Genomic DNA, 20932 nt, shown 5'->3' with positions numbered 1-20932 from the left:
CCTGAAACAGCTGCAAAAAACGCAGGTGCTTATCCTGGACGATCTGGGTCTGGAGCCACTGACCAACGCGCAATGTAACGATCTGCTGGAAATAGTGGAAGACCGGTACGGGCAAAGCAGCACCCTGGTGGTGAGCCAGTTCCCGGTGGATAAGTGGCACGGGCTGATGGAGAACCCAACCACAGCAGATGCCATCCTGGACAGACTGGTGCATAACGCCCACAGGCTGGTCCTGAAGGGTGAATCGATGAGGAAAAGCAAAACGGCAGTGGAAAGTGAGGAAAAAAGAGGTTAAAAAGCAGTAGAAAAAGTTAAAGCATCCCGGGTGATCGAATGGATGCGAAACACTGATCGAACTTCGATGCCAATCCGTGATCGAACAGAGCGGAATACGCACCATCAGGCGATACACGGTTTTTACTTGGGTAGGTGACAACGTTTTCTTCTTCTTTTTGCCAACCCGAACGACGGCTTTATTGAAAGGATTTACTCAAATGACAGAGTGAGTAGGTTCATATAAGGCTGCTTCTAAATTAGCATTTGACGCAACTTAGCTTATAGAGCAACATTACTCTATGGAGGAGTGAGCGTGTTTAACGTGATTTTGCATGATGAAGTACCCGAAGAACTCGCAAGTTTACCGCCAGTCATCAAAGCTAAAATGATCCGACTGATTGATAAACTTAAGATAAATGCAACTGCCCTGAGAGAGCCTGATAGCAAACCACTCAAAGATGGCTTATTTGAGATCAGAACAATGGGAACGAATATCGCCCGAGGGTTGTATGTTTATCAGAAAGGGAAAAATATCTATCTATTACGAGTGTTTATCAAGAAAACACAGAAAACACCGTCAGGGGAGATAACGCTCGCTTTTGAACGATTAGAGGAGATGCTAAATGAAAAAAGCTAAAGGCGTTGCCTGGGAGACAGTCAGAACCGATTTAATGTCTGACCCAGAAGTACAAGCTGCTTATGAAGCCGAAGAACGTAAAGAGCGTTTGCAGGCCATGTTGGCAGAATGGCGTAGCCATGCAGGGTTAACGCGTGCACAGGTTGCTGAGCGAATGGGGGTAACGCCGCCCACCGTTTCACGTATGGAGTCCAATATCGTTAAAGCAAGCCTCGACACCCTGGTCAGATATGCCAACGCGTGTGGTATTAAACACCCTCAGATTACACTATAACTGATGTTTGATGTGGGTCCTTATTTCGGAACCACCCCGAACACATTCAATACCTCGACAGGAGAAAACAGTATCGAACCTATTCCCTTTTTTATGCCAAACCACCCGGGGGCCCTATTGGTGGCTCCTTGAATTATCGAACACAATAATATCGTTAAATAACAATTGGTTATTGGGTTATTGGGTTGTTGGGTTATTGGGTTATTGGGTTATTGGGTTATTGGGTTATTGGGTTATTCCGAGTCCGGGCACCACTTATTCAGAGAACCCAGCCTATGGCTGGGTTTTTGCTCTCTGGCGCTCCGGTAGGTAGATTGCTGGTCGTTCTTACCACCTATGCCACAGCTTTACCCCTGCCCCCCATCTCTCGACTGCTCCAGACCCCGCTCAAATGCTTTAGGGCCAGCGCCAACTCGTCTTTCTCGCTGCCCTGAACTGGCTTCGCCGAGAGCTGACAACCCACTACCACTAGGTAGCAGCAAACAACGAGAGGGGGGATGTTGAAAATTTTGGTAAGCGACAACAGCAGACCACGCCATCCACTTGGTCTGAACAGCGTAACAAGCTATACTGGTCAAAAGAGCAGCAAATAAAGGAGTGAGTCAATATGGTAACCAAACTGTCCCCCATCGTATCCGAGTTTGAGACTCAGGAGCAGGCTGACAGCTATGACCGCTGGTTCCGTGCCAGAGTGCAAGCAGCATTGGACGATCCGCGCCCAGGTATTCCCCATGATGAAGCCATGGCAAAGCTAGATAAGCTGCTGGAAGAAAAACGTGCATTGAGGGCAAAGCGTGCAGTGGGTTAAATGGAAAGAATCTGCGCTCTATGACTTAGCGGAACTAATTGATTATATTGAACAATACAATCCTGTAGCGAGTGATAAGTTATATCGACAGATCGTGCATGTAACAGAGAATCTCCCTCAACATCCCTATCTTTACCGCCCCGGTAGGGTTCCCGGCACACGGGAAATCGTCGTTCACCCTAACTATCTCGTTATTTATCATATTGATGAGTTGCAAATAGAGATTTTGCAGGTGTTACATGCGCGACAGGAATACCCGTAGAATATCGAGAAAAATAGATTAAACCGCCTCCGGTTGTAGTCTGTTGGCTGCCTAAATAACCGGCAGCGCAACGGTTGCTAACTTCACTACGCTAATGCGACAGAACCTTGTGAGGGTTAAATCAGCGTTTCCTTAGAACGCTATGCGGACATTGGCCGCAACGCCATTTGATTGAATGTCGCTGTTAAAAGAACCTACGTAAGACAGGCTGAGTTTCACCGATTCGCTAAGAGTCGCATCAACACCAGCGCCGAGATTGAGCATCGGGTTGTCCATCTTTCCGCCCTCAATTCTGGCCTTGCCGAGATCCATAATCTGCAGATAGGCCTCTGGAGTGGTGTCGCCCATGAACGTGGTTCCGGAGATATAGCCCCGTGCCGCAAGCTTCACGGTACTGGCCGTAAGAAGCGGAGCGCTTCCGCGAACACCTAGGGTCGCCGCACCAAGCGTCTGCGAATTGCCGTCAGTATGGAACTTATAATCACCGACGCTTTCATCGAAACCGTCTGATTTAAGCCACAACATGTTCATGCCAAGATAGGGTTCAATGGAGTACTTATCCTTGTTGAACCCCGTGTACGCCGCATCGGCGAAGACTTGGGTGATATCCGTAGTGGTGGTAACGTTATTGAGCTGCGACTGGTCAATAACAGTCAGTTGGCGGCTCGACTCCCGGTCCTGGTTGGTGTACATGGTGCCGTAGGTGAACTTTGCGATCTCAGGGATATCGGAAACGCCGTAAACCCCAACGTGCAGGTCGTTGCTGTCCACTCTCCCGTACTGGCCGCCCTTGAACTTGCTCTCACCCGCGCCAAAGAAGAGACCAGCCTTGTGGTTGGAGGTGATGTCGGCTTCCATGCCGACAAGAGCGGCGTAGAATTCACCGTCCAGATCGGAGCGACCAAAATCTACACTGGACCAACTGCCGACACCCGTGGCCCATACGCGGGCCGTGTCACTGATTTGGATGCTTTTGTCGTGGCCAAAACCCGATGCCTGGTTTTCGAGCGTGCGGGACAGAGTCAGTGAATTGACAATGCTCGCATTGTCGACATTGAGGTACATATCATTGCCCAGCGAATCAAGGGTGGAGTGAACTTGATCCTTGGTTGACCAAAGAAGTTGATCCATAAACATATTAGGAACCTGGGTCGAAATCACGTTCGCGACAGTGCGACCGTTGCTATTGGCCGCATAACTGGCGAGGCCGGCGTCATTCCAACTAAGAGTTCCTGTGATGGTGGAGGGACCGCTAGCACTCCTGGTGGTGAGCACATCCATATTAAAGAACGCATAGTCTGGATTCACCACCATGTATTCGCTGCCAGCCAAGGTGTCAGCGGCTACGCTACCCGTTGCGACGAGGTTGTGGTTGTTGAACACATCTCGCAGAATATCAGTATCGGCGGCCGCAATCGTAAGCTTGGAACCTTTGTTGAAGGTCAGTGTACCCACATTGACATCATTTCCCGTCACGATGACATACGTACCGCCGCTATTGACGTTGACGTTGGCCAGACGGCTTTCCGTGGTAGTCAGCAGGCCTTTCATCGTGAAAAGATCGTTGTAGTGTGAAAGCACGCCGAAATAGCCGCCGTTAATGTTGACCGGCGCGGTGCCGAAGGATTCGGTGAAGCCGTACAGCGTGCCAGCCTCAACCATCGTGCCGCCTTCGTAGGTATTGCTACCGGTCATGACCAGCATCCCAGGCCCCTGCTTGGTCAGCGAAGCCGTGTAGAGGCCGTTGGCGATCTTGTGCTCGATGTAGGCTGCGTTCCCATCCATCCATTCCTTGCGCCACTTGACAGCGTCCTCATAGGCGATCTTGTCGTACATCTCGGGGTGGCCGTTAGTGATCGCCTGTATGTAAGGATCATTCAAAATGCCCTGAGTCATGAACGCTTGCTCGTTAAGAGTGCCATCCGGGTTCAGCACGTTGGGGCCGTAGTCACCGGCGTAGGCAATGCCCTGCGCCTTGTAGCCCGCCAGCCACGCCAGGTCTTCCCTTTCCCTTTCTTTGATCGCAGTCTGGCTAATATTATTCGACCAGACGTCCAGGGATGCCTTATTCATGGTGTATACCATCGGGCTCAGGAATTGGCCGGGGCCGTACATGCCCTTGGCCAGATCGGGTATCCCCCAGCCCCAGCGTTGGTCCGGAAGGCCTTCGGGAGCAGTCCAGGCGATGGATTCCCCGGTGGCAGAGGTTTGCCCAGTACCGAGGAATCTCACACCATCAGACATCTTGTTGTTCGCCGTGGTGAACATCAGTTCGCGCACCTGCATGGCGTTCATGTTTGGATAGCGGGAGAGCAGAACCCCCATCACCGCTGTCGCAACGGGCGTTGCTGGTGACGTACCGCTTGAGCCTGAATAGCTAGTGTCGCTACCGCTGCCCGAGGTCCAAATGCTGTTTGAAGGGGTAGACACGGTCCACCATTTGGCGAGCCCCGCCTCGTTAAACCTGGACTGCTTGGTATATTCTGGATTGGCATCAGTGGGTGGTATCACCCCACCGACGACGACCCACTGGTTTTCCGCCCAGGGATTGAAGATGGGATAGGCCGGACGGTAATAGGGATTGTCCCAGTCGTTGTTGCCCGCCGAACGTACGTTGACGGTACCGCTGTCTTTGATGGCGTCCCATATGGCGTCCATAAAGGAAAGCCCTGGGTGGTTCTTATCGTATTGAATGCCACCTTCCGAATAGCTTTTTTTGAAGAGGAAATACTGGTACTCGAGATCCTTCAGGTTCTGGCTTGGGAGAATAATCGCCATTGCCGTGCTGCTGGCGCTGTCTCTGCCGGCTAGCTCGTAAGCGTTGGCGAGGTTGCCATCGGCGCCGAGATCGTTTCCGTAACCATCATAGCGGGCTCTGTCAAGGGTCTGGACGTAGGACCCCCAACTGCTATTGATGACCTGGGCACCCGCGTCGACCAGCGCCTTATTGGCTGTATACCAGTACTCGTAATCGTGGAACGGACCGTGGGATTGACCATCGGAACCGCCGGTCTTGGCGACATACATCATCGATCCAAAGGCGATACCGTGCTGGTTTTTACCGTCTCGGATGCCGGAGGTAACCCCGAGCATACCGGTGCCGTGCGAGTAATCGCTGGTTAACGCCTGATCACCAGCCACAGTGAACTTATCGCCCGCGTAAAACGGGTTATTTGGGATTGCGCCACGATACCCGTAGCCGGACGTGCCGTAGACGCCCTCCGCGGTAACCGACTTGATCAAATCGGTTTGAAATGCTTCGTGTGTGGCCCTGTAGCCAGAATCCATCATGCCGAGCGTGACGCCTTGCCCGAAGTACCCTAGGGCATAGGCGGTGGATGCGTTTACCGCGCTGAGCTGCCATGGACCATTGACCGCCGAGCCATCAGTAGCAGGGTTATGGCCGGTATAAAAACCATATTCCGCCGTTTCCCAACTGGCTTTCGCGCTGGCCATTTCTCCCGGGCTAGTGGCGACAAAGCCCGGGTCGCCATAGTAGGTAAATATAGGTGCGCTGGCCGCACCGGCCGGAATAGTGAAGACAAGGGGTACCCATAGAAACGCCAGGACAAAAAATTCTTTCCTGGCATGACCTTTTTGCTCCTTGGATAGGTGTGGAACTCTCATAGGATCTTTGACCATCTGACGCCTCCATAAAACAGTTTAAATAGGTAAAACCTATCTGTCGCATGAAACCTCACTGCGGACGGGGAGATTATCCAACAATAATTTGGTCGTGATCGTGAGCGCCATCCCAACCCACCCTCAAGTGGTGTTCGCTGACGCTAAAGTGAGTCATCGAAGAAGCACGGAGTGATTCAAGAAAGGTTATCGCCTGGCTCGAGAACTGAACAAACACCTTCCCTCCCCTTAAAACTATTTTCCCAGCAAAACATCACCCTAGCAAAACGTTGCTACTTGCCAGCCAGTAAAACCGTCAGTTATAAAACTGTTTATTTATATAGTTTTTGCGGGCGTACATCGGCATGAAAATACTTTATGAAGGGATCAATACATCTGACATTTAAGAAGCCAGCATTCCGGCATTGATGAATAAGATGAACGATATTATTGCCAAACATGACCCATGCGTACTACCTGAGCGAGTATAAGCCAGTGTGGTGTCAAGTTAAGAGGCAAAAGAAGTTACGCCGGTTTAACCTGGCGAGCGACACGCAACAGCCAGTTCTCAACGGTGGCAATAGCCTCAGAGGCTGGTCGCTGATTGCTCTTAAGCAGGTGGTAAGACATCCCCTTGAGCGCAGGTTCGCCAACAATCTCTAGAACGCCCAGACGCAGCTCTTCCTCTATCAAGAGCAGACTCAAGAGTGCCACTCCCTGGCCAGCAATCGTCGCCTGAATGGCGTGGCTTTCTTCGGAATACCGACTACCTGCGGACAGATCGGATGGCTTTCGCCCGGTAGCCCGCGCCCACTCTGCCCATGTCAGGTCTACAGGCAATGGGCGATGCCAATCGAAATGGATCAAAGGCCATTTTGACACATCTTGGTTTGTCGTCGTTTGAAGCATCTTGCTGGCGACAGGCGCGAAATTATCCTCCAGAAGCAACGTCGAAATTACGCCGCCATACTGGCCTTGTCCGTAGCGAATCGCCAGGTCTATTGTGCCTGCATTGAGATCGACGGGCGTATTGGAAGCATGAATATGCAGATCAATATCGGGATGTGCTTCATGAAAGTCTGCTAGCCGAGGAACCAGCCATTTAGTGGCAAATGCGGGCGTCGTAGATAATGTTACCAATGAACGAGATGGCTTGCGTATGCGTTCAATTGCCAGAGCGATAGTCTCAAAACTGCTATGAACCGCAGTGAAAAGCGCCTCGCCGTTCTGGGTCAGCTCAACCGCTCGTACCTTGCGCAAGAACAGAGGGTGTTCGAGATATTCTTCCAAGACACGAATACGGTGGCTGATGGCCGTGGCCGTGACGGCTAACTCTTCGGCAGCTTTCTTGAAGCTCCCCAAACGTGCGGCAGCCTCAAAAGCACGAAGAGCAGTCAGCGAAGGGAGTTTTATAGCCATAAACACCTGACCTTATATCATCTATTAGCTGAGATTTTATCGTTTGTTGGCCATCCATATTACGTAGAAACTTGCTTTGTTTGAATTAAAATCATCTATAAGGATTCATATGACCACGTTACTGCATATTGATGCCAGCGCACGTTTTGGACGCTCTGACGAGATTTCTCACGGATCGCACACTCGCCGTTTAACCGCTCATTTCGTACAACAATGGACCGCAATGCGTCCCGAGACAAAGGTGATCTACCGCGATGTCGGTCAGGAGCCACCACCGTATATCACGGGGCAATGGATACATGCGGCCTTTACCCCTGAAAACAAGCGTGAAGCCTGGATGCGGGATGTGCTTCGCGTCAGTGATACTTTGGTCGATGAGATACTCCAGGCTGACCTCATCGTTGCTGGCGTACCGATGTATAACTTCGGGCCACCCGCACAGTTCAAGGCATACATTGACAATATCGTTCGAGTGGGGCGTACCTTCGGATTTGACCGCAGCCGAGAGGGGGAACCTTATTGGCCCCTGCTGTCGGATTCTGGCAAACGTCTGGTGATCCTCTCTTCGCGGGGGGACTATGGGTATCAACCCGGCGGTCGCATCGGAACTCAAAACCATGTGGAAGCCTCAGTTCGCACCGCTTTCGCCTATATCGGCGTAACCGATGTGTATGAGGCGGCTATTGAGTACGATGAATTTGCAGATCATCGGCTGGTTGACTCCATCCAGCAGGCGGAAGCCGCAGTAAAGAGCCTAGTATCGCAGTTGGTCTAACCACCGGGAGCCCCTCATCGGCTCACCGATAAACGGGGGGCCTGTCGGTATTGGTGTTGTTGGTGTTGGTGTTGCTGACACGACACCACCAATTACCTCGGCCCGCTGCAATTTGCCAATTTGTGCAAAACTATTTTCCCCAGCAAAACATCACCCTAGCAAAACGTTGCTGCTTGCTGCTTGCCAGTCAGTAAAATCGTCAGTCATAATACTGTTTATTTATACAGTTTTTTACAGGCGTACATCGGCATGAAAGCAACAACCACCTCCGCATTTACTGATACTCACCAGCAGATCCCGCTGTTTGGGGAGACCTGCCCGGCGGGTTTTCCATCCCCCGCGCAGGACTACATCGAGGCGCAGTTGGATCTCAACCACTATTTAATCCTGCATCCCTCTGCCACTTACTTTGTCCGCGCGGAAGGTGAATCAATGGTCGAGGCGGGTATTCTTTCCGGTGATTTGTTGATTGTTGATAAGGCGCTGATGCCAAAGCATGGTGATATTGTCATCGCCGCAGTGGCGGGGGAATTCACGGTGAAAAAGCTGTGTATACAGCCTCGCCTTTGCCTTCAGCCGATGAATCCGGCCTACAGCCCGATTTATGTTGAACCTGATGACCTGGATATTTTTGGTGTGGTCACGCACGCCATCCACACCTTGTCGTAATCGACTATGTATCTGCTGTGCGATGTCAATTCAATGTATGCCAGTTGCGAGCAACTGTTTCGGCCGGACCTGAAAGGAAAACCGGTTATCGTGTTAAGCAACAATGATGGTTGTATTGTCGCTGCCAATCGACAAGCCAAAATGCTAGGCATCAAGGCCGGCGCCCCCTATTTTCAAGCCAAAAACCTGATCCAGCGCTACCAAATAGCCTGTTTCAGTTCCAACTATGCGCTCTATGGCGATATGAGCGCACGGGTCATGACCACATTAGAAGCCCTGGCCCCCAAACTTGAAATTTACTCGATTGATGAAGCATTCCTGAATATCACTGGCATTGATGCTTGCGAACCCTTTCTCGCGTTTGGCCAACGAGTCCGCGCCACGGTGGCACAACAAACCGGGCTGATATGTGGTATCGGGATTGCGCAAACACGCACATTAGCCAAGCTGGCCAACCACGCAGCAAAAACCTGGCCAGCAACCGGTGGCGTTGTAGAACTGAGTAACCCGCAGCGTCAGCGGAAATTAATGGCGTTGCTCCCGGTCAAACAGGTATGGGGAATTGGCTACCGGCTTTCAGCCAAGCTCAATGCAATGGGGATCACCACCGCGCTGAAGTTGGCCGATGCAAACATACAGTTAATTAAAAGAACATTTGGCGTGGTGGTTGAACGAACGGTACGTGAACTGAATGGCATACCCTCTATCACCATCGATTCTCTGCCTGCGAAACAGCAGATCATTTGCAGCCGTAGCTTTGGTGAACCGATCACACAGTTACAGGATATGCGCCAGGCAATCTGCCAATATGCAGAACGTGCGGCTGAAAGGCTGCGCCAACAACACCAGTATTGCCGCCATATCAACGTATTTCTGCGCACCAGCCCCCATGCCAATCAGCCCTATTACGCTAACAATGCCAACCATGTACTGATGCTAGGAACGCAAGATACGCGAGACATTATCGCTGCCGCGATGAAGGCACTAGAGAAGATTTGGCGTAACGGCTACCGCTATCAAAAAGCGGGCGTTATTTTGAACGATTTCTGCCACCGCCCTGGGCAAATAGACATGTTCGATGAAACACCCCCCCGGCCCAACAGTGAACACCTGATGAAAGTGGTTGATCGTATTAACACCACCGGCATGGGTAAGATTTGGTTTGCGGGCCAAGGCATCGAGCAGGGTTGGAAAATGAAGCGCGAACTGCTTTCCCCCGCCTATACCACTGATTGGCGCGCTATCCCTAAAGCTAAAATATAAGGCCCCTCCATCCCCCGCTGAATAACGGCAAATAGCGAGCCGAAACGGCAGCAGTTATTCAGAGAACCCAGCCGATGGCTGGTTTTTTGCTTTCTGCCGTTCCGCTAGATTGCTGGCGAAAATAGTCATCAAACACAGGAATAGCTTAACTGTGAGCCACCGTGAACCCCAACCACCCCACCAGCACCCTTAGCTAATACACCGCATCACCCGCATCAGGCTTGCTTGCGCCCACGGGTTAGTTTGGCAGGTTTTAGTGCCCCACGCTCGGCCTTAATTTTTTCCAGCAGTGCCTCAGCGCTATTTTCCCCAGTGATTAAACCGGGGTTGGCGGCACGCCAGTCGGCGGTGAGTTCACCACGAAAGGCTTTAGCCAAAATGGATTGGGTGAGGTTATTAACCCGCGCTAATCCCGCATTGGCTTTTTGCTCGATACTATCGGCAAAGGCAAATAGTTGTTCGACACGGCGGACAATTTCGGTTTGTTCGCTAATATCAGTATACGGTATAGGAAGTTCTTTTATTCGCTTAAGAGCCAATTTACCTTGTGCCCCAGACTTTATTTCTAGCCTTATTAGATCTTGTAATTCATGTGAGCGAAGCCAATAGGATAAAAATTCACTTTCAACTGGTTTCTTAAACTCTGTTATTTTCGCCGCATTTTCGGTCAAATTTGCTCCAGCATAATGTTCAGGAACAACACCTGCATCACCAATTGAAGCTCCAACTATAGTGATGTATAAATCTCCGGAGTTAACGGTGTATCGGCATATTTTTTGTTGAGCTTCTGGGGTAAGGAATAATTGTTTAGAGCGAGCATCAGATGTATTGATAACAGTACCTTGCTTCAACTGGCCCGCTCTAATATATGGAAAGCCCGTATTTTCCTCTACCAGTTCATCACCTTTTGGTAATCTTTTTCCGCCTTTTACTTCGCCTACATCATCTATTACCAATAATTGCCATACAATTTCTTTGTCTTTCCGCCACTCCTCCGTCAATTTCCCACTGACCGCCGCAGCAAGTACCGATTGGCGGAATGTTTTTAGGATAGTGGGAATGCGTTCAAGGCGGGCTTTGGTATTTTCTACCTGTGCCAACAGGGTATCGAGTTTTTCGGCGATTATTTTTTGTTCAGCTAGAGGGGGGAGAGGAATAGCCAACCCTTTAAGCTTTGTACCATTTACATTAGGTTGCCCAATTCCAGCACTGAACTCTGTGATTTGCTGCCAATACTGCTGTGAATTGAAGAAATGACTTAATACCGAAATTAGTTCTTCAGAAGCCGTTCTTACTCGGATTAGATACGAAGCATAAACCGCTTTTGGTGGCTCAGTTCTAATTAAAAAGCTTTTCCCAACAGTTGCTCCTGTTCTTGCAAAAACAAGATCATTTTTTTTAAGAAGATATTGTTCGAGTTTATCTTCTTCAATCTCGCAATAAGGTACATCTGACCATACAACAGAGTTGTCTTGTATATCTGTAATACGCAGCATTTTTGGACCAACTTCCGCTGAACTCGAAGAAGCGGTATAGCCATAAGAGATATCCGTTGTGAGTAATTCTAATTTTGTTGTTGACCACCCTTCGGGCAAATTAATATCCCTCATCAATTCGCCCCTTCTAACGCCGCCAATAACTCATCCAACTCACTTAACGCTGCTTCCAGTTCCGCTTTTGCCTCCAGTGCCAATACCTCCGGCTCCGGCAGGCTGGCGGCATCCACACTGTCTTTATCTTTTAGCCAACTGATATCCAGCGAGTCGCCTTTATGGTCGCGGATCCATTCACGGCTAAAGCAGCGCCAGCGGCTGTGTAACAGCTTGTCATCCACATTTTTATTTTCTGCGGCGGCTTGATGATCAACGGCGATTTCCTCAGCGCCAAAGCTGTATTCACCTGCTGTACGCGGGCTGGTGCCAACAGCATTTTCACCATATACCGCTTCAAACGGCGCTAGGTGGCTGTCGCCAAACGGCGTGCGTTTGCCAAAGCTCGGCATATTGCTGCGTAGATCGTAGACCCACACCGTTTCAGTGCAGTTTTCCTGCTGAAATTTGTCTGTTGCCGAACCTTTGGTAAAAAACAGCACATTGGTTTTTACCCCTTGGGCATAAAAAATACCGGTGGGCAGGCGCAAAATGGTGTGTAGATTGCACTTGTTCATCAGGTCGCGGCGCACCTCGGTGCCGACACCGGCTTCAAATAGCACATTATCCGGCAACACCACCGCCGCGCGGCCACCGGGCTTGAGGTTGCGGTAGATATGCTGCAAAAACGCCAGTTGCTTGTTGCTGGTTTTATAGGTCAGGTCGTCACGGGTGTTGCTGGCTTCGCCACCTTTGCTGGTACCAAACGGCGGATTAGCGAGAATAATATCGCAGGGTTTCATCCCCTTACCCGCTTCACCCAAGGCATTGCCCAAATGCACCACCCCTTCGTCATCCCCTTCCATACCGTGTAACAGGCAGTTCATCAGTGCCAGTCGGCGGGTATTGGGCACCAGCTCGATGCCAACAAAGGCTTTGTTTTTCTGGAAGGCGGCATCTTTGGCGGGCAGTTGGGTATAGTCGTCGGTTTCGGCGCGCATATATTGGTCGGCTGCCACTAAAAAGCCCGCCGTACCTGCGGCCGGATCTTGGATGGTTTCGCCTATTTGCGGCTTGATGCAACGCACCATGCTGTTAATCAGCGCGCGTGGGGTGAAGTACTGGCCGGCACCAGATTTGGTCTCAGAGGCGTTTTTCTCCAATAAGCCTTCGTATAAATCCCCCAGGCCATCTTTCTGCGCACTGAACCAGTCGATTTGGTCCAGCGTTTTAATCATCTGCTCCAAATGGCGTGGCTCACGCAGGCGGGTTTGGGCATCGGCATAAATGGCGCTGATTAGTGGGTCTTGGTGAACCATATTGCCCTCGGCGTCTTTACCGGTAGACAGGCTCAGCAGAATACGTTTGTAGTCGTTAAGCAGGTTAATGCCGGATTTACCGTTGATATCACTCCAGCGACACCCTTCCGGCAAGGTATGTTTATCCAGGATCTCCGCTTCGGTATTTTCATGCACCATTTTAATAAACAGCAGCAATACCAGCTCGGTAACATAGTCGCTGTAGTTAATGCCGTCGTCACGCAGTACGTCACACAGGTTCCACAGTTTTTGTACAATATCGTTATTGGTCATTATGGTCTCTTGATTGCGTATCTCAGCCATGTGCGATCAGTAAGTTGCACAGCGGCTGATTAATGTAATAGTTAGCTCGGCCAACTTTCTGTTTGCTTAAAAAGCCGTATTCCACCAGTTTTTCCAGATACTTGGTGGCCGTAATGCGTGTCACGCCCAACTCTTCAACAAGAAAGTCGATTTTCGTGTAGGGGTGGTTGAACAGATTATTGAGTAAATCCTGGCTATAAATTTTAGGCAACTGCTCGCGGATGCCATGTTTAACGCTGACCATTAGGTTTTTCATCTCCATGATCAGGGTAATGGTATCTTTGGCGGTATCAATCACACCATCAAGCATAAACAGCAGCCAAGGTTCCCAGTCACCGGTGTCTCTTACCGCTTGCAAATTGGCATAATAGGCCGCTTTGTGACGAATGATAAAACGGCTTAAGTACAACACCGGTAGGTTGAGCAATTCCTTGATCACCAAATAAAGAATATTAACAATACGCCCAGTTCTACCATTACCATCGTAAAACGGATGGATACTTTCAAACTGGTGGTGAATGATGGCCATTTTCACCAGCGGATCTGCATCGCACAGGCTGTCGTCATTGATAAAAGCGATGAGGTTATCCATCAGCGCCGCAATTTCATCGGCATGTTGCGGTGGCGTATAAACAACCTCGCCAGTGTGGGCATTCTTCAGTTCTGTTCCCGGCAGCCTGCGAAGGCCAGCATTATTGTGCTCCAATTGCTGTTGCACCGCGAGAATGTCACCAAGGCGGATCAACTTGTTTTCACGTGCCGTGTGAAAGCCCTGCTTTAAAGCAAAGGCATAGACCTGCACTTCTTTGGTCGCTGGACTGGTGACCGCTTCCTGAAACAAATTGGCTTTGTAGAGTTCATCGTGGGTGGTGACGATGTTTTCCACTTCAGAGCTGTCTTTAGCCTCTTGCAGTGACAGGGTGTTAATCAATATGGCTTCATTTGGGATACTGGCCGCCACGCCTTTCAGCTCAGCCAAGTGGCGGTGAGCTTCTGCGCTCTTTTTGAGTACCGCTCGCGTTTCCCATTGTTCAATATTCGCCAGTGGGAGCGGAGTAAGATTCTCTGACATAGTTATATCTCTCCCTTGTTCCGATTCATGGCGCTTAAATAGGTATAAATAACCGGGCAAATTATACATATCGCCGCCAATATGTATAGATTTTGCTATTTTCTATACATAAAATCACCCTATCGCCCATGCATCTCAGGCACTTTTGGTTTGCCAAATGGCATCACTGAGCTCATCCAATACGCTACTCAATTGATTGCCAAGGACTTTGTCCAGTTGCTTGGCCCCACCCTGCTCGGCAAAGCGCTGGTTGACAAAATCGCGGTCAATAATCACTTCGTGTACCAGTTGGTTAGACAGGCGCTCCAGCCATTTGCGTTGGGTGGGTAACCAGTTGTGGCTTTGGTAGATATGCTGCATGGCCTGAGCGACCCGTTGTTCAAAGGGTACCAAGGGCTCCCCCAAGGCGGCGCGGCGGATATGGCCGATAATACTGGCGGCAATATCCTGGTTGGTTTGATTACGCACGGCACTTTGTAGCTTGGCTTCTGAGTAACCCGCACCATCAAGCAGCAGCCTGATCTCTTTGAGTTGCTCACGGGTAAGATCTCGGGGTTTGTTAATCACCACCGCCAGTGCGGCGCTTTGGTTCAACCGCTCTTTGATGAACTGATTAAAGCTATCCAGGTAATCTCCCGGTTTGTGATGCACGCCGTAGCTTTGGGTACGCTCCAGGAGTTCGTCGTGATGCTCAGAGATAACCGGTTGGCGATCACTGCCCAACAGGCTATTGACTTCTGCCAACTGGTTTAACAGGCCGCTGTGTTGCGTCATAAAGGCAGCGGCTTGCTTGGGGCCCAGTGCGGACAAATGTCTATGCAGGCTTTTAGGCTCTACCCCCCACAAACCTTGCAGTTCATCGAGTTTTTGTTTAAGCGCAGATTTGTGTTCCGCCTTCTTTTCAGCCTTACGCAGGATGCGCATCACTTTTTGGCTAAGCTGGCTGAGTACCACATCTGCATGGCTTTGCCCATCGGCATCACCCGGTGCATTCAATGCGCGCTCCAGTTGCTCGGGGTGGGTGATTTCGTCAAGCAACTGTTCCAGCGTGATGTTGGGGTCTTTCACCAGCGGCTTCATGGTGTTCACGTCAGCCAGAGCAGCGTAAATATCCACAGGGTCGTAAATGCGGAACACCGTTTTGCCAATATCATCGCAGCGCCGTGTAGCACGGCCAATCATCTGCTCGTACAAAATGCGTGATTTCACCCGGCGCATAAACACCAGGTTGCAGATGGTGGGTACATCAATGCCGGTGGTGAGCAGGTCTACTGTAATGGCGATATTCGGGTAACGTTCGTTTTTATACTGGCGGATCAACTGCTCAACCTTATCGCTTTGGCCGGTAATTTTGGCCACTGCCGCCTGGTTATATTCGCCGTTGTAAAGGTCTTTAAAGGCATCATCCAGCAGGCGTTTAACCATATCAGCGTGTAGATCGGTAGCACAGAAGATCAAGGTCTTCTCGTCACCAAAGGGGTCAAGCTCATGCACCAGTTGTTGGCAGATAACACGATTAAAGTTTTCGGTAATCACCCTGCGGTTAAAGGCATCAACATCAAAACTCAGTTCGTCATCCAGCTCAGCACTGTCCACTTCGCCCGTTTGAATATTGATGGCGCTGACCTTTTCCCCTTTGGTAAACGTGATGCCGTTTTGAGTCAGCAGGGTTTGGTAGCGAATCGGCGGTTCGTGATCCACCAGCCAATCATCAGCCACAGCCTCACGATAAGAATAAGTAAACACCGGCGAGCCAAAAATTTCGCTAGTGTGCTTCGCCGGGGTGGCGGTTAAACCGATTTTTACCGCATCAAAATAATCCAGCACTCGGCGGTAACTGGAGAGATATTGGCTGGCGTCACGGGTTGCCAGTTCGCCTTCGGTCATTTCCTGATCGAGGGTATAACCACGGTGCGCTTCGTCGATAATAATGCAGTCAAATTGGTCTACCGGTGGTGGGTAGTCGCTATTGAAGATGCGCTTCACCATCGCCTGTACGGTGGCGACCTGCACGCGGGTTTCCGCTGCGGCGGCCATATCACCCAGCTCGGCGATATTGTAAATTTTCGAGAGTGTACGGCTTTGTTCCAGCGGGGCTTCGTTAAACACATCAATGGCCTGCTGGCCAAGCGCTGTGCGATCAACCAGAAACAAAATACGCTTAAAGCGTTCGGCTTTTAAAAAACGATACATCAAACCAATGATAGTGCGGGTCTTTCCGGTACCTGTCGCCATCGCCAGCAATGCATGGCGCACTTCTCTAGCAAGGGTGTTTTCAACGGCGATAATGGCGTGTTGTTGATAATCACGCAATTTCAGATAGCCAAAGGGTTCTGCTTTGAGCTTTTGCTCCGCTGCCACCTTGCTGCGTTTGAGCTGGTCGATTAAACCTGCCGGGGTATGAAAACCGGGCAAGGCTCGTTTAGTGTTAGAGGGGGCGCGCACATCGCGAAACCAAATACCCGACTGCTCGGCAAGTTGCGGCACATAGGGGCGACCATTGCAGGAGTAAACAAACGGCACTTTGTAGTGGCCCTCCTCGTCATCGGGCCAGGCAACGGTCATGCCGGCCAACTCCCATGCGCCCTGCATTGGCGGCGTGATTTGTAACCCTTTACTGTAACGTTCGGCCTGTGGGATCTTACCGGCGACATTGATGTTCTCTTTTTTGGCCTCAATCACCGCAATAGGCGTCAGGCCTGCAAACAAGAGGTAATCAGCCCTGCCTTTTTTACCTTTGTGCTCAGTGGGCCACTCAGCAATGGCGATGTTTTTGCCCTTTTCTGGCCTTATTCCTTTTTGGAAGGTCAAGGCCTCACTGTCCACCAGCCAGCCTACATCTTTTAACTGCTGATCAATCAAGATCCGGGTTAAGGCTTCATCTAACACAATGTGCTGTGTAGCCGCCTGTGTATTGCGGTTTAGCTGCTGACGTTGTGAAGCTTGGGCTTTTTCATCTTGCGCGGCCAGTTGTGCCTGAAGTGCTTTAATTCTTTGCTCATATTCCTGCTGTTGCTGGGTGAGTGCTTTTTCATGGGCGGCCGCTTGTTGTGCCAACGCACGAGACTCTTCATCCATTGCATGAGCGAGCGCGGCGTACTCATCTTTTTCTTGGGCAATCAGCGTATTGAGTTGCTGGCTGGAATCAAGGTTAATGTTAGCCTGCTGCAATTCATTCTTAAGCTTGGTGATTTCGGTTTGCAGTTTACGCAGTTGCTCACTGGGGTCTGCAGGCGGGATAAAAGGGCCAGGTTTGAACTGGGTACCTGCCTTGCCAAAAGACTGATGAAACCAGATGGCGAGTTTACGCGCGACCACCAGGCCGTTGATGGCTTCTTTATGCTGCGTTCTAAATTGATGAGTGGCTTTGTTGCCCTCAACCCTGAGCGTATGGAACAGTTCTCTTACCACCGGTTCCAGTTTCAGCTCACGATTGACTCTGTAGAGTAGGTCGGCCTGCGAGGTTTGTGCGTCAAAGGTGATACCGACCAGAACCGCGATATGCTGGGCTAAGGCTTCGCCTAACTGACGCAGCTTGATGAGCGTAGTATTCGGGTCACTCGCGAAAGCCCGTTCGGCGGAGAGCGCCAGTTCGATGAAAAGAGGATCATGTTCTGCAAGAAATCCAAAATTACTGGTCTGGCTGGATGATGTCATGACTCAGATACTCCATTTTATCTATCGAGCAACACTGTTCATGGTGTTGCCTGGCACCTGCGCTAAAAGAGAACCAATTGGCAATCAAACCGTTCACATAGCCTATCAATTGCTGCCAGATCCCACTGCTGCGCGGTCTCTTTGCAGAATAACGTCAGCGCTGCACGGCTTAAGGCCGTTTCACTGGCAATATTGACAATACGCACCTGTTGTTCGCCCATTATGCGGGCGAGATCTTATGGATTATTTCGATACCAGCAAGCATACCACAAGACATTCAAGTTACTGCTCCCATTGAATTTAACATCACGTGGGGGAATGATTAAATAAAGTGTGAGGTCAAATGAAATGAACTTGGCCCTTATCGCGGAAATCCCTAACTCTCCACTCTGCAATGGAGTGAAGAACCAAGATAGCGCCAAATCAACTATTGTGGTTGCCCTCGTCGGCGACAATCGCCAACGGGGGTCAGCAAACAACTAGAAGGGGGATGGTGAAAATTTATCTGGGGTTCCACAGCCTGGTGCGGTTCGCGCCATTGTGATTTATCGTAATAAGTGGCATTTATGTTCTGGACGCCAATTTCGATCAATAAGGATGATGCATTATGTATAACATTACTCAGGCAAGTGTTGTTGATGCGGAGAAGATTCTGGCATTACAAAAAACAGCGTATCAGTCAGAAGCCAGGATTTATAACGACTGGACCCTGCCCCCCCTCACCCAGTCACTGGCATCTCTAACAGCAGAATTTACAGATTATATTATCCTCAAAGCCGTTGATGACGATCGTATCATCGGCTCAGTGAGAGCCAAATCAGACGGCACCCTCTGCATGATAGGAAAACTGATCGTCCATCCTGATTATCAGAGACAAGGGCTGGGTTCCTCACTGCTGCATCACATAGAAATGTGTTTTCCTCTGGCAACCCGATTTGAGCTGTTTACAGGGAGTAAAAGTAGTGGAAATATCCGGTTGTACGAAAAAAATGGCTATGTCATCACAGGTACGCAATCACTTTCTCCAGCCGTCTCTCTCATTTATCTTGAAAAACAGCGACTGAAAGCGCCAACAGCACAAGGATAAGGCTTGCTATTGCGCCTGTGTCTCACGGCTTGGTCTGAACCGCGTAACAGGCCATACTGGCCAAAAGAGCAGCAAAGAAAGGAGTGAGTCAACATGGTAACCAAACTGTCCCCCATCCTGTCCGAGTTTGAACCTCAGGAGCAGGCAGACAGCTATGACCGCTGGTTCCGTGCCAAAGTGCAGGCAGCATTGGACGATCCGCGCCCAGCCATTCCCCATGATGAGGTGATGGTTGAGATGAATAAGCTGCTGGAAGAAAAGCGTGCATCGAGGGCGAAACCTGCTGTGGATTAAAAAGAATCAGCGCTAAATGTATTTTTATAATTTATTGATTATATTTAAAAATACCACCCTGTAGCGAGTGAAAAGTTGCATCACCAGATCGTGCATGTAACAGAGAATCTCCCTCAACACCTCTATCCCTCCCAACCGCGCTTGCAGGTATTAGCGCGCCCGTTCCACCCATGGGATTGCGCGTATGACTGTTCTTTTTCACGGTGTTTATAAATCAGTTTCAGATTTCTGGATTAACTCTTTAAGAAATCTTTTTAGTTCTATCGAATGATAAAAATCCACACAGTCATAAACGACCAGATTGATGGATGCCAGATCGCCACTTTGTTGCTTAGGTTGATAAAAATAGCCTGTGTTAACTTCAATAAACTTATCCAGTTCATTATTTCGCTCAGCACTAAAAGCCAAACCCATATCTATGTCAATAAAACCTACTGTATTATCTGTAAGTGGTAATTTATTAAAATCAACACCCATTTTTTTATAGTTATTACCGATGCATCGGGCAAGAGAGTAAACTCTGTATTCTTTTATAGTCTTATCAAGACTGACTTGATTTTTCTCACCAGCACTAACGCCCCATGAATAAAATAAAATACTAAAAATAATAATAATGCTCCTCATTATTTCAGCTCCCAAAAATAGACTGCGCGCATATTTTCACCGGTATATTGCAGGTTGACCAGCGATCCTTGCTGAGTAGGCTCGTCGCTCTCCAACTGGAGTAACCGTAATCATCTCACACCGCTGGGATAAAAAAGTTATCGCCATAAAAATGATAGTCCGGGATAGCTCATTTCCCGTACTTTTTCCGTGCCCTTAATCGTTCTTTGGCTTTTTCCAACGCCAATTTGGTGCGCCCAGGAAACAACGCCCTTAGTTCGTCGTAAGGCCAGGCCAAATGTTTATCCAACAAACGCCATTCGGCGTCGCTCCAACGCAGGGGCGGTGCTTCTCGGGGTTTTACTTTATGGTATTTCAGCCCTAACTCACTGGCCCTGATTTTAACCGCCTCACGACTTCTGAGGGGGAGTTTTTTGGCCACCTTGGTACCTAACGTGGGGTAAAATTCGCGTAAAATGCGTTCTTCATCGGCATGCCAACTGCGTACCCGGGTTACCCCTATCTGGCTTGCCATGGCCTCTATGGCGCTTTTCCCCCGACCCGCCAATAAGGTTTGCATATCATCAAGGCTTCTACCATCGCCATAGTATTTGCGCAGGATATCGAGCTCCTGCTCCGACCACGCACCCGATTGTTTTTTGCAAAGCCCCAATGACTGGGCCGCCGACCTCACCGCACTGATCCCCCGGCCCAACGTCGCCGCCATCTCCCGGGTCGATGTTTTGCCGTAGTGGGCTTCGACATAATTTAACTCGGTTATCGTCCAGCGTGAGCGGCCATTTCTCGGGGGCGATTCTATACTCACCGCGGTCTTGGGATCGGGTTTTTGAAGCTCAAGCCCTAACCGATGCGCCATCGTCCTCAACGCGCCAAGCGTACGCCCCAGCCTGACCGCTATCTGGGTGGGAAGTAACTTGGCATGAGATGCCTTAAGAAATTCAATTTCATCCGGCGTCCAGAGTACGCTGTTCCTTCTGGTCTTA

19 protein-coding genes are annotated in these 20932 nt (G+C 50.0%); 10 read left to right on the top strand and 9 right to left on the bottom strand.

What is annotated here, in order from left to right; all coding sequences use genetic code 11:
- From IO95_RS20050 to IO95_RS20030, 5 genes are all read left to right on the top strand, one after another.
- The coding region (locus IO95_RS20050; protein ID WP_037386868.1) for an ATP-binding protein at window positions 1–295 on the top strand (295 nt) is incomplete at its 5' end.
- 294 nt (window positions 296–589) lie between these two features.
- The gene (locus IO95_RS20045; protein WP_023492722.1) at window positions 590–913 is read left to right on the top strand and encodes a type II toxin-antitoxin system RelE/ParE family toxin; all 324 of its coding nucleotides are present in this window, start codon (window positions 590–592) and stop codon (window positions 911–913) included.
- Window positions 900–1187, top strand: a complete 288-nt coding sequence (locus tag IO95_RS20040) for a helix-turn-helix transcriptional regulator (RefSeq protein WP_023492721.1) — start codon at window positions 900–902, stop codon at window positions 1185–1187. Before IO95_RS20045 ends, IO95_RS20040 begins: the two co-directional genes overlap by 14 nt.
- A 607-nt stretch (window positions 1188–1794) precedes the next feature.
- Window positions 1795–1995, top strand: coding sequence for a hypothetical protein (locus tag IO95_RS20035; protein WP_023490376.1), 201 nt, complete (start codon window positions 1795–1797; stop codon window positions 1993–1995).
- Window positions 1982–2257 (top strand): type II toxin-antitoxin system mRNA interferase toxin, RelE/StbE family, encoded by a 276-nt coding sequence (locus tag IO95_RS20030; RefSeq protein WP_023490377.1) that lies wholly within the window; start codon window positions 1982–1984, stop codon window positions 2255–2257. The genes IO95_RS20035 and IO95_RS20030 overlap by 14 nt, the downstream gene beginning before the upstream one ends.
- Before the next feature lie 132 nt (window positions 2258–2389).
- Here the strand turns inward: IO95_RS20030 and IO95_RS20025 are convergent, their stop codons facing one another.
- Together IO95_RS20025 and IO95_RS20020 are read right to left on the bottom strand one after the other, a co-directional pair.
- Window positions 2390–5899, bottom strand: coding sequence for an autotransporter domain-containing protein (locus IO95_RS20025; protein WP_023490379.1), 3510 nt, complete (start codon window positions 5897–5899; stop codon window positions 2390–2392).
- Window positions 5900–6403: 504 nt separating this feature from the next.
- The gene (locus IO95_RS20020) at window positions 6404–7297 is read right to left on the bottom strand and encodes a LysR substrate-binding domain-containing protein (RefSeq protein ID WP_023490380.1); all 894 of its coding nucleotides are present in this window, start codon (window positions 7295–7297) and stop codon (window positions 6404–6406) included.
- A gap of 109 nt (window positions 7298–7406) precedes the next feature.
- On the opposite strand from IO95_RS20020, the gene IO95_RS20015 reads away from it, so the two are divergent.
- The 3 genes from IO95_RS20015 to umuC all read left to right on the top strand — a co-directional run bounded on the left by IO95_RS20015 (window position 7407) and on the right by umuC (window position 10004).
- On the top strand, window positions 7407–8072 hold the full coding sequence (locus IO95_RS20015) for an FMN-dependent NADH-azoreductase (protein ID WP_023490381.1): 666 nt from the start codon (window positions 7407–7409) through the stop codon (window positions 8070–8072).
- A 249-nt stretch (window positions 8073–8321) separates the two neighbouring features.
- Complete coding sequence (umuD, locus tag IO95_RS20010; RefSeq protein WP_023490382.1) at window positions 8322–8741, top strand: translesion error-prone DNA polymerase V autoproteolytic subunit; 420 nt, start codon at window positions 8322–8324, stop codon at window positions 8739–8741.
- Window positions 8742–8747: 6 nt separating this feature from the next.
- On the top strand, window positions 8748–10004 hold the full coding sequence (gene umuC, locus IO95_RS20005; RefSeq protein ID WP_023490383.1) for a translesion error-prone DNA polymerase V subunit UmuC: 1257 nt from the start codon (window positions 8748–8750) through the stop codon (window positions 10002–10004).
- A 215-nt stretch (window positions 10005–10219) separates the two neighbouring features.
- Here umuC and IO95_RS20000 read toward each other — a convergent pair whose 3' ends face one another.
- From IO95_RS20000 to IO95_RS19980, 5 genes are all read right to left on the bottom strand, one after another.
- Complete coding sequence (locus tag IO95_RS20000; RefSeq protein WP_037386864.1) at window positions 10220–11614, bottom strand: restriction endonuclease subunit S; 1395 nt, start codon at window positions 11612–11614, stop codon at window positions 10220–10222.
- Window positions 11614–13185, bottom strand: coding sequence for an N-6 DNA methylase (locus IO95_RS19995; RefSeq protein ID WP_037386861.1), 1572 nt, complete (start codon window positions 13183–13185; stop codon window positions 11614–11616). The genes IO95_RS20000 and IO95_RS19995 overlap by 1 nt, the downstream gene beginning before the upstream one ends.
- Window positions 13186–13207: 22 nt before the next feature.
- Window positions 13208–14287, bottom strand: coding sequence for a Fic family protein (locus IO95_RS19990; RefSeq protein WP_023490980.1), 1080 nt, complete (start codon window positions 14285–14287; stop codon window positions 13208–13210).
- Between the two features lie 135 nt (window positions 14288–14422).
- Complete coding sequence (gene hsdR / locus IO95_RS19985; RefSeq protein ID WP_023490978.1) at window positions 14423–17944, bottom strand: type I restriction-modification system endonuclease; 3522 nt, start codon at window positions 17942–17944, stop codon at window positions 14423–14425.
- A 62-nt stretch (window positions 17945–18006) separates the two neighbouring features.
- Window positions 18007–18165 (bottom strand): helix-turn-helix transcriptional regulator, encoded by a 159-nt coding sequence (locus tag IO95_RS19980; RefSeq protein ID WP_023490977.1) that lies wholly within the window; start codon window positions 18163–18165, stop codon window positions 18007–18009.
- 386 nt (window positions 18166–18551) lie between these two features.
- Between IO95_RS19980 and IO95_RS19975 the strand changes: the two genes are divergently transcribed.
- Entirely contained in the window at window positions 18552–19031 is a 480-nt protein-coding gene (locus IO95_RS19975; protein ID WP_023490973.1) for a GNAT family N-acetyltransferase, read from the top strand.
- Window positions 19032–19124: 93 nt separating this feature from the next.
- Window positions 19125–19325 carry a hypothetical protein gene (locus IO95_RS19970; RefSeq protein ID WP_023490971.1) on the top strand — a complete coding sequence of 67 codons (201 nt, stop codon included), beginning with the start codon at window positions 19125–19127 and terminating at the stop codon, window positions 19323–19325.
- A 207-nt stretch (window positions 19326–19532) separates the two neighbouring features.
- Here IO95_RS19970 and IO95_RS25845 read toward each other — a convergent pair whose 3' ends face one another.
- Window positions 19533–19949 (bottom strand): hypothetical protein, encoded by a 417-nt coding sequence (locus tag IO95_RS25845; RefSeq protein WP_037386857.1) that lies wholly within the window; start codon window positions 19947–19949, stop codon window positions 19533–19535.
- A 169-nt stretch (window positions 19950–20118) separates the two neighbouring features.
- Window positions 20119–20932, bottom strand: an 814-nt coding sequence (locus IO95_RS19960) for a hypothetical protein (RefSeq protein WP_235186802.1), incomplete at its 5' end; no start/stop codon positions are given.

The sequence above is a fragment of the Serratia sp. DD3 genome (assembly GCF_000496755.2).
Note: the sequence above shows the minus strand (reverse complement) of the source record. Positions and strands in the feature narration are given on the sequence as shown.

Coding starts and splice junctions, on each gene's coding strand:
- IO95_RS19995 (WP_037386861.1), bottom strand. CDS start 13,185: ATGACCAATAACGATATTGTACAAAAACTGTGGAACCTGTGTGACGTA.
- umuD (WP_023490382.1), top strand. CDS start 8,322: ATGAAAGCAACAACCACCTCCGCATTTACTGATACTCACCAGCAGATC.
- IO95_RS20000 (WP_037386864.1), bottom strand. CDS start 11,614: ATGAGGGATATTAATTTGCCCGAAGGGTGGTCAACAACAAAATTAGAA.
- IO95_RS19975 (WP_023490973.1), top strand. CDS start 18,552: ATGTATAACATTACTCAGGCAAGTGTTGTTGATGCGGAGAAGATTCTG.
- IO95_RS19980 (WP_023490977.1), bottom strand. CDS start 18,165: ATGGGCGAACAACAGGTGCGTATTGTCAATATTGCCAGTGAAACGGCC.
- IO95_RS20015 (WP_023490381.1), top strand. CDS start 7,407: ATGACCACGTTACTGCATATTGATGCCAGCGCACGTTTTGGACGCTCT.
- IO95_RS20020 (WP_023490380.1), bottom strand. CDS start 7,297: ATGGCTATAAAACTCCCTTCGCTGACTGCTCTTCGTGCTTTTGAGGCT.
- IO95_RS25845 (WP_037386857.1), bottom strand. CDS start 19,949: ATGAGGAGCATTATTATTATTTTTAGTATTTTATTTTATTCATGGGGC.
- IO95_RS20035 (WP_023490376.1), top strand. CDS start 1,795: ATGGTAACCAAACTGTCCCCCATCGTATCCGAGTTTGAGACTCAGGAG.
- hsdR (WP_023490978.1), bottom strand. CDS start 17,944: ATGACATCATCCAGCCAGACCAGTAATTTTGGATTTCTTGCAGAACAT.
- IO95_RS19970 (WP_023490971.1), top strand. CDS start 19,125: ATGGTAACCAAACTGTCCCCCATCCTGTCCGAGTTTGAACCTCAGGAG.
- IO95_RS20025 (WP_023490379.1), bottom strand. CDS start 5,899: ATGGTCAAAGATCCTATGAGAGTTCCACACCTATCCAAGGAGCAAAAA.
- umuC (WP_023490383.1), top strand. CDS start 8,748: ATGTATCTGCTGTGCGATGTCAATTCAATGTATGCCAGTTGCGAGCAA.
- IO95_RS20040 (WP_023492721.1), top strand. CDS start 900: ATGAAAAAAGCTAAAGGCGTTGCCTGGGAGACAGTCAGAACCGATTTA.
- IO95_RS19990 (WP_023490980.1), bottom strand. CDS start 14,287: ATGTCAGAGAATCTTACTCCGCTCCCACTGGCGAATATTGAACAATGG.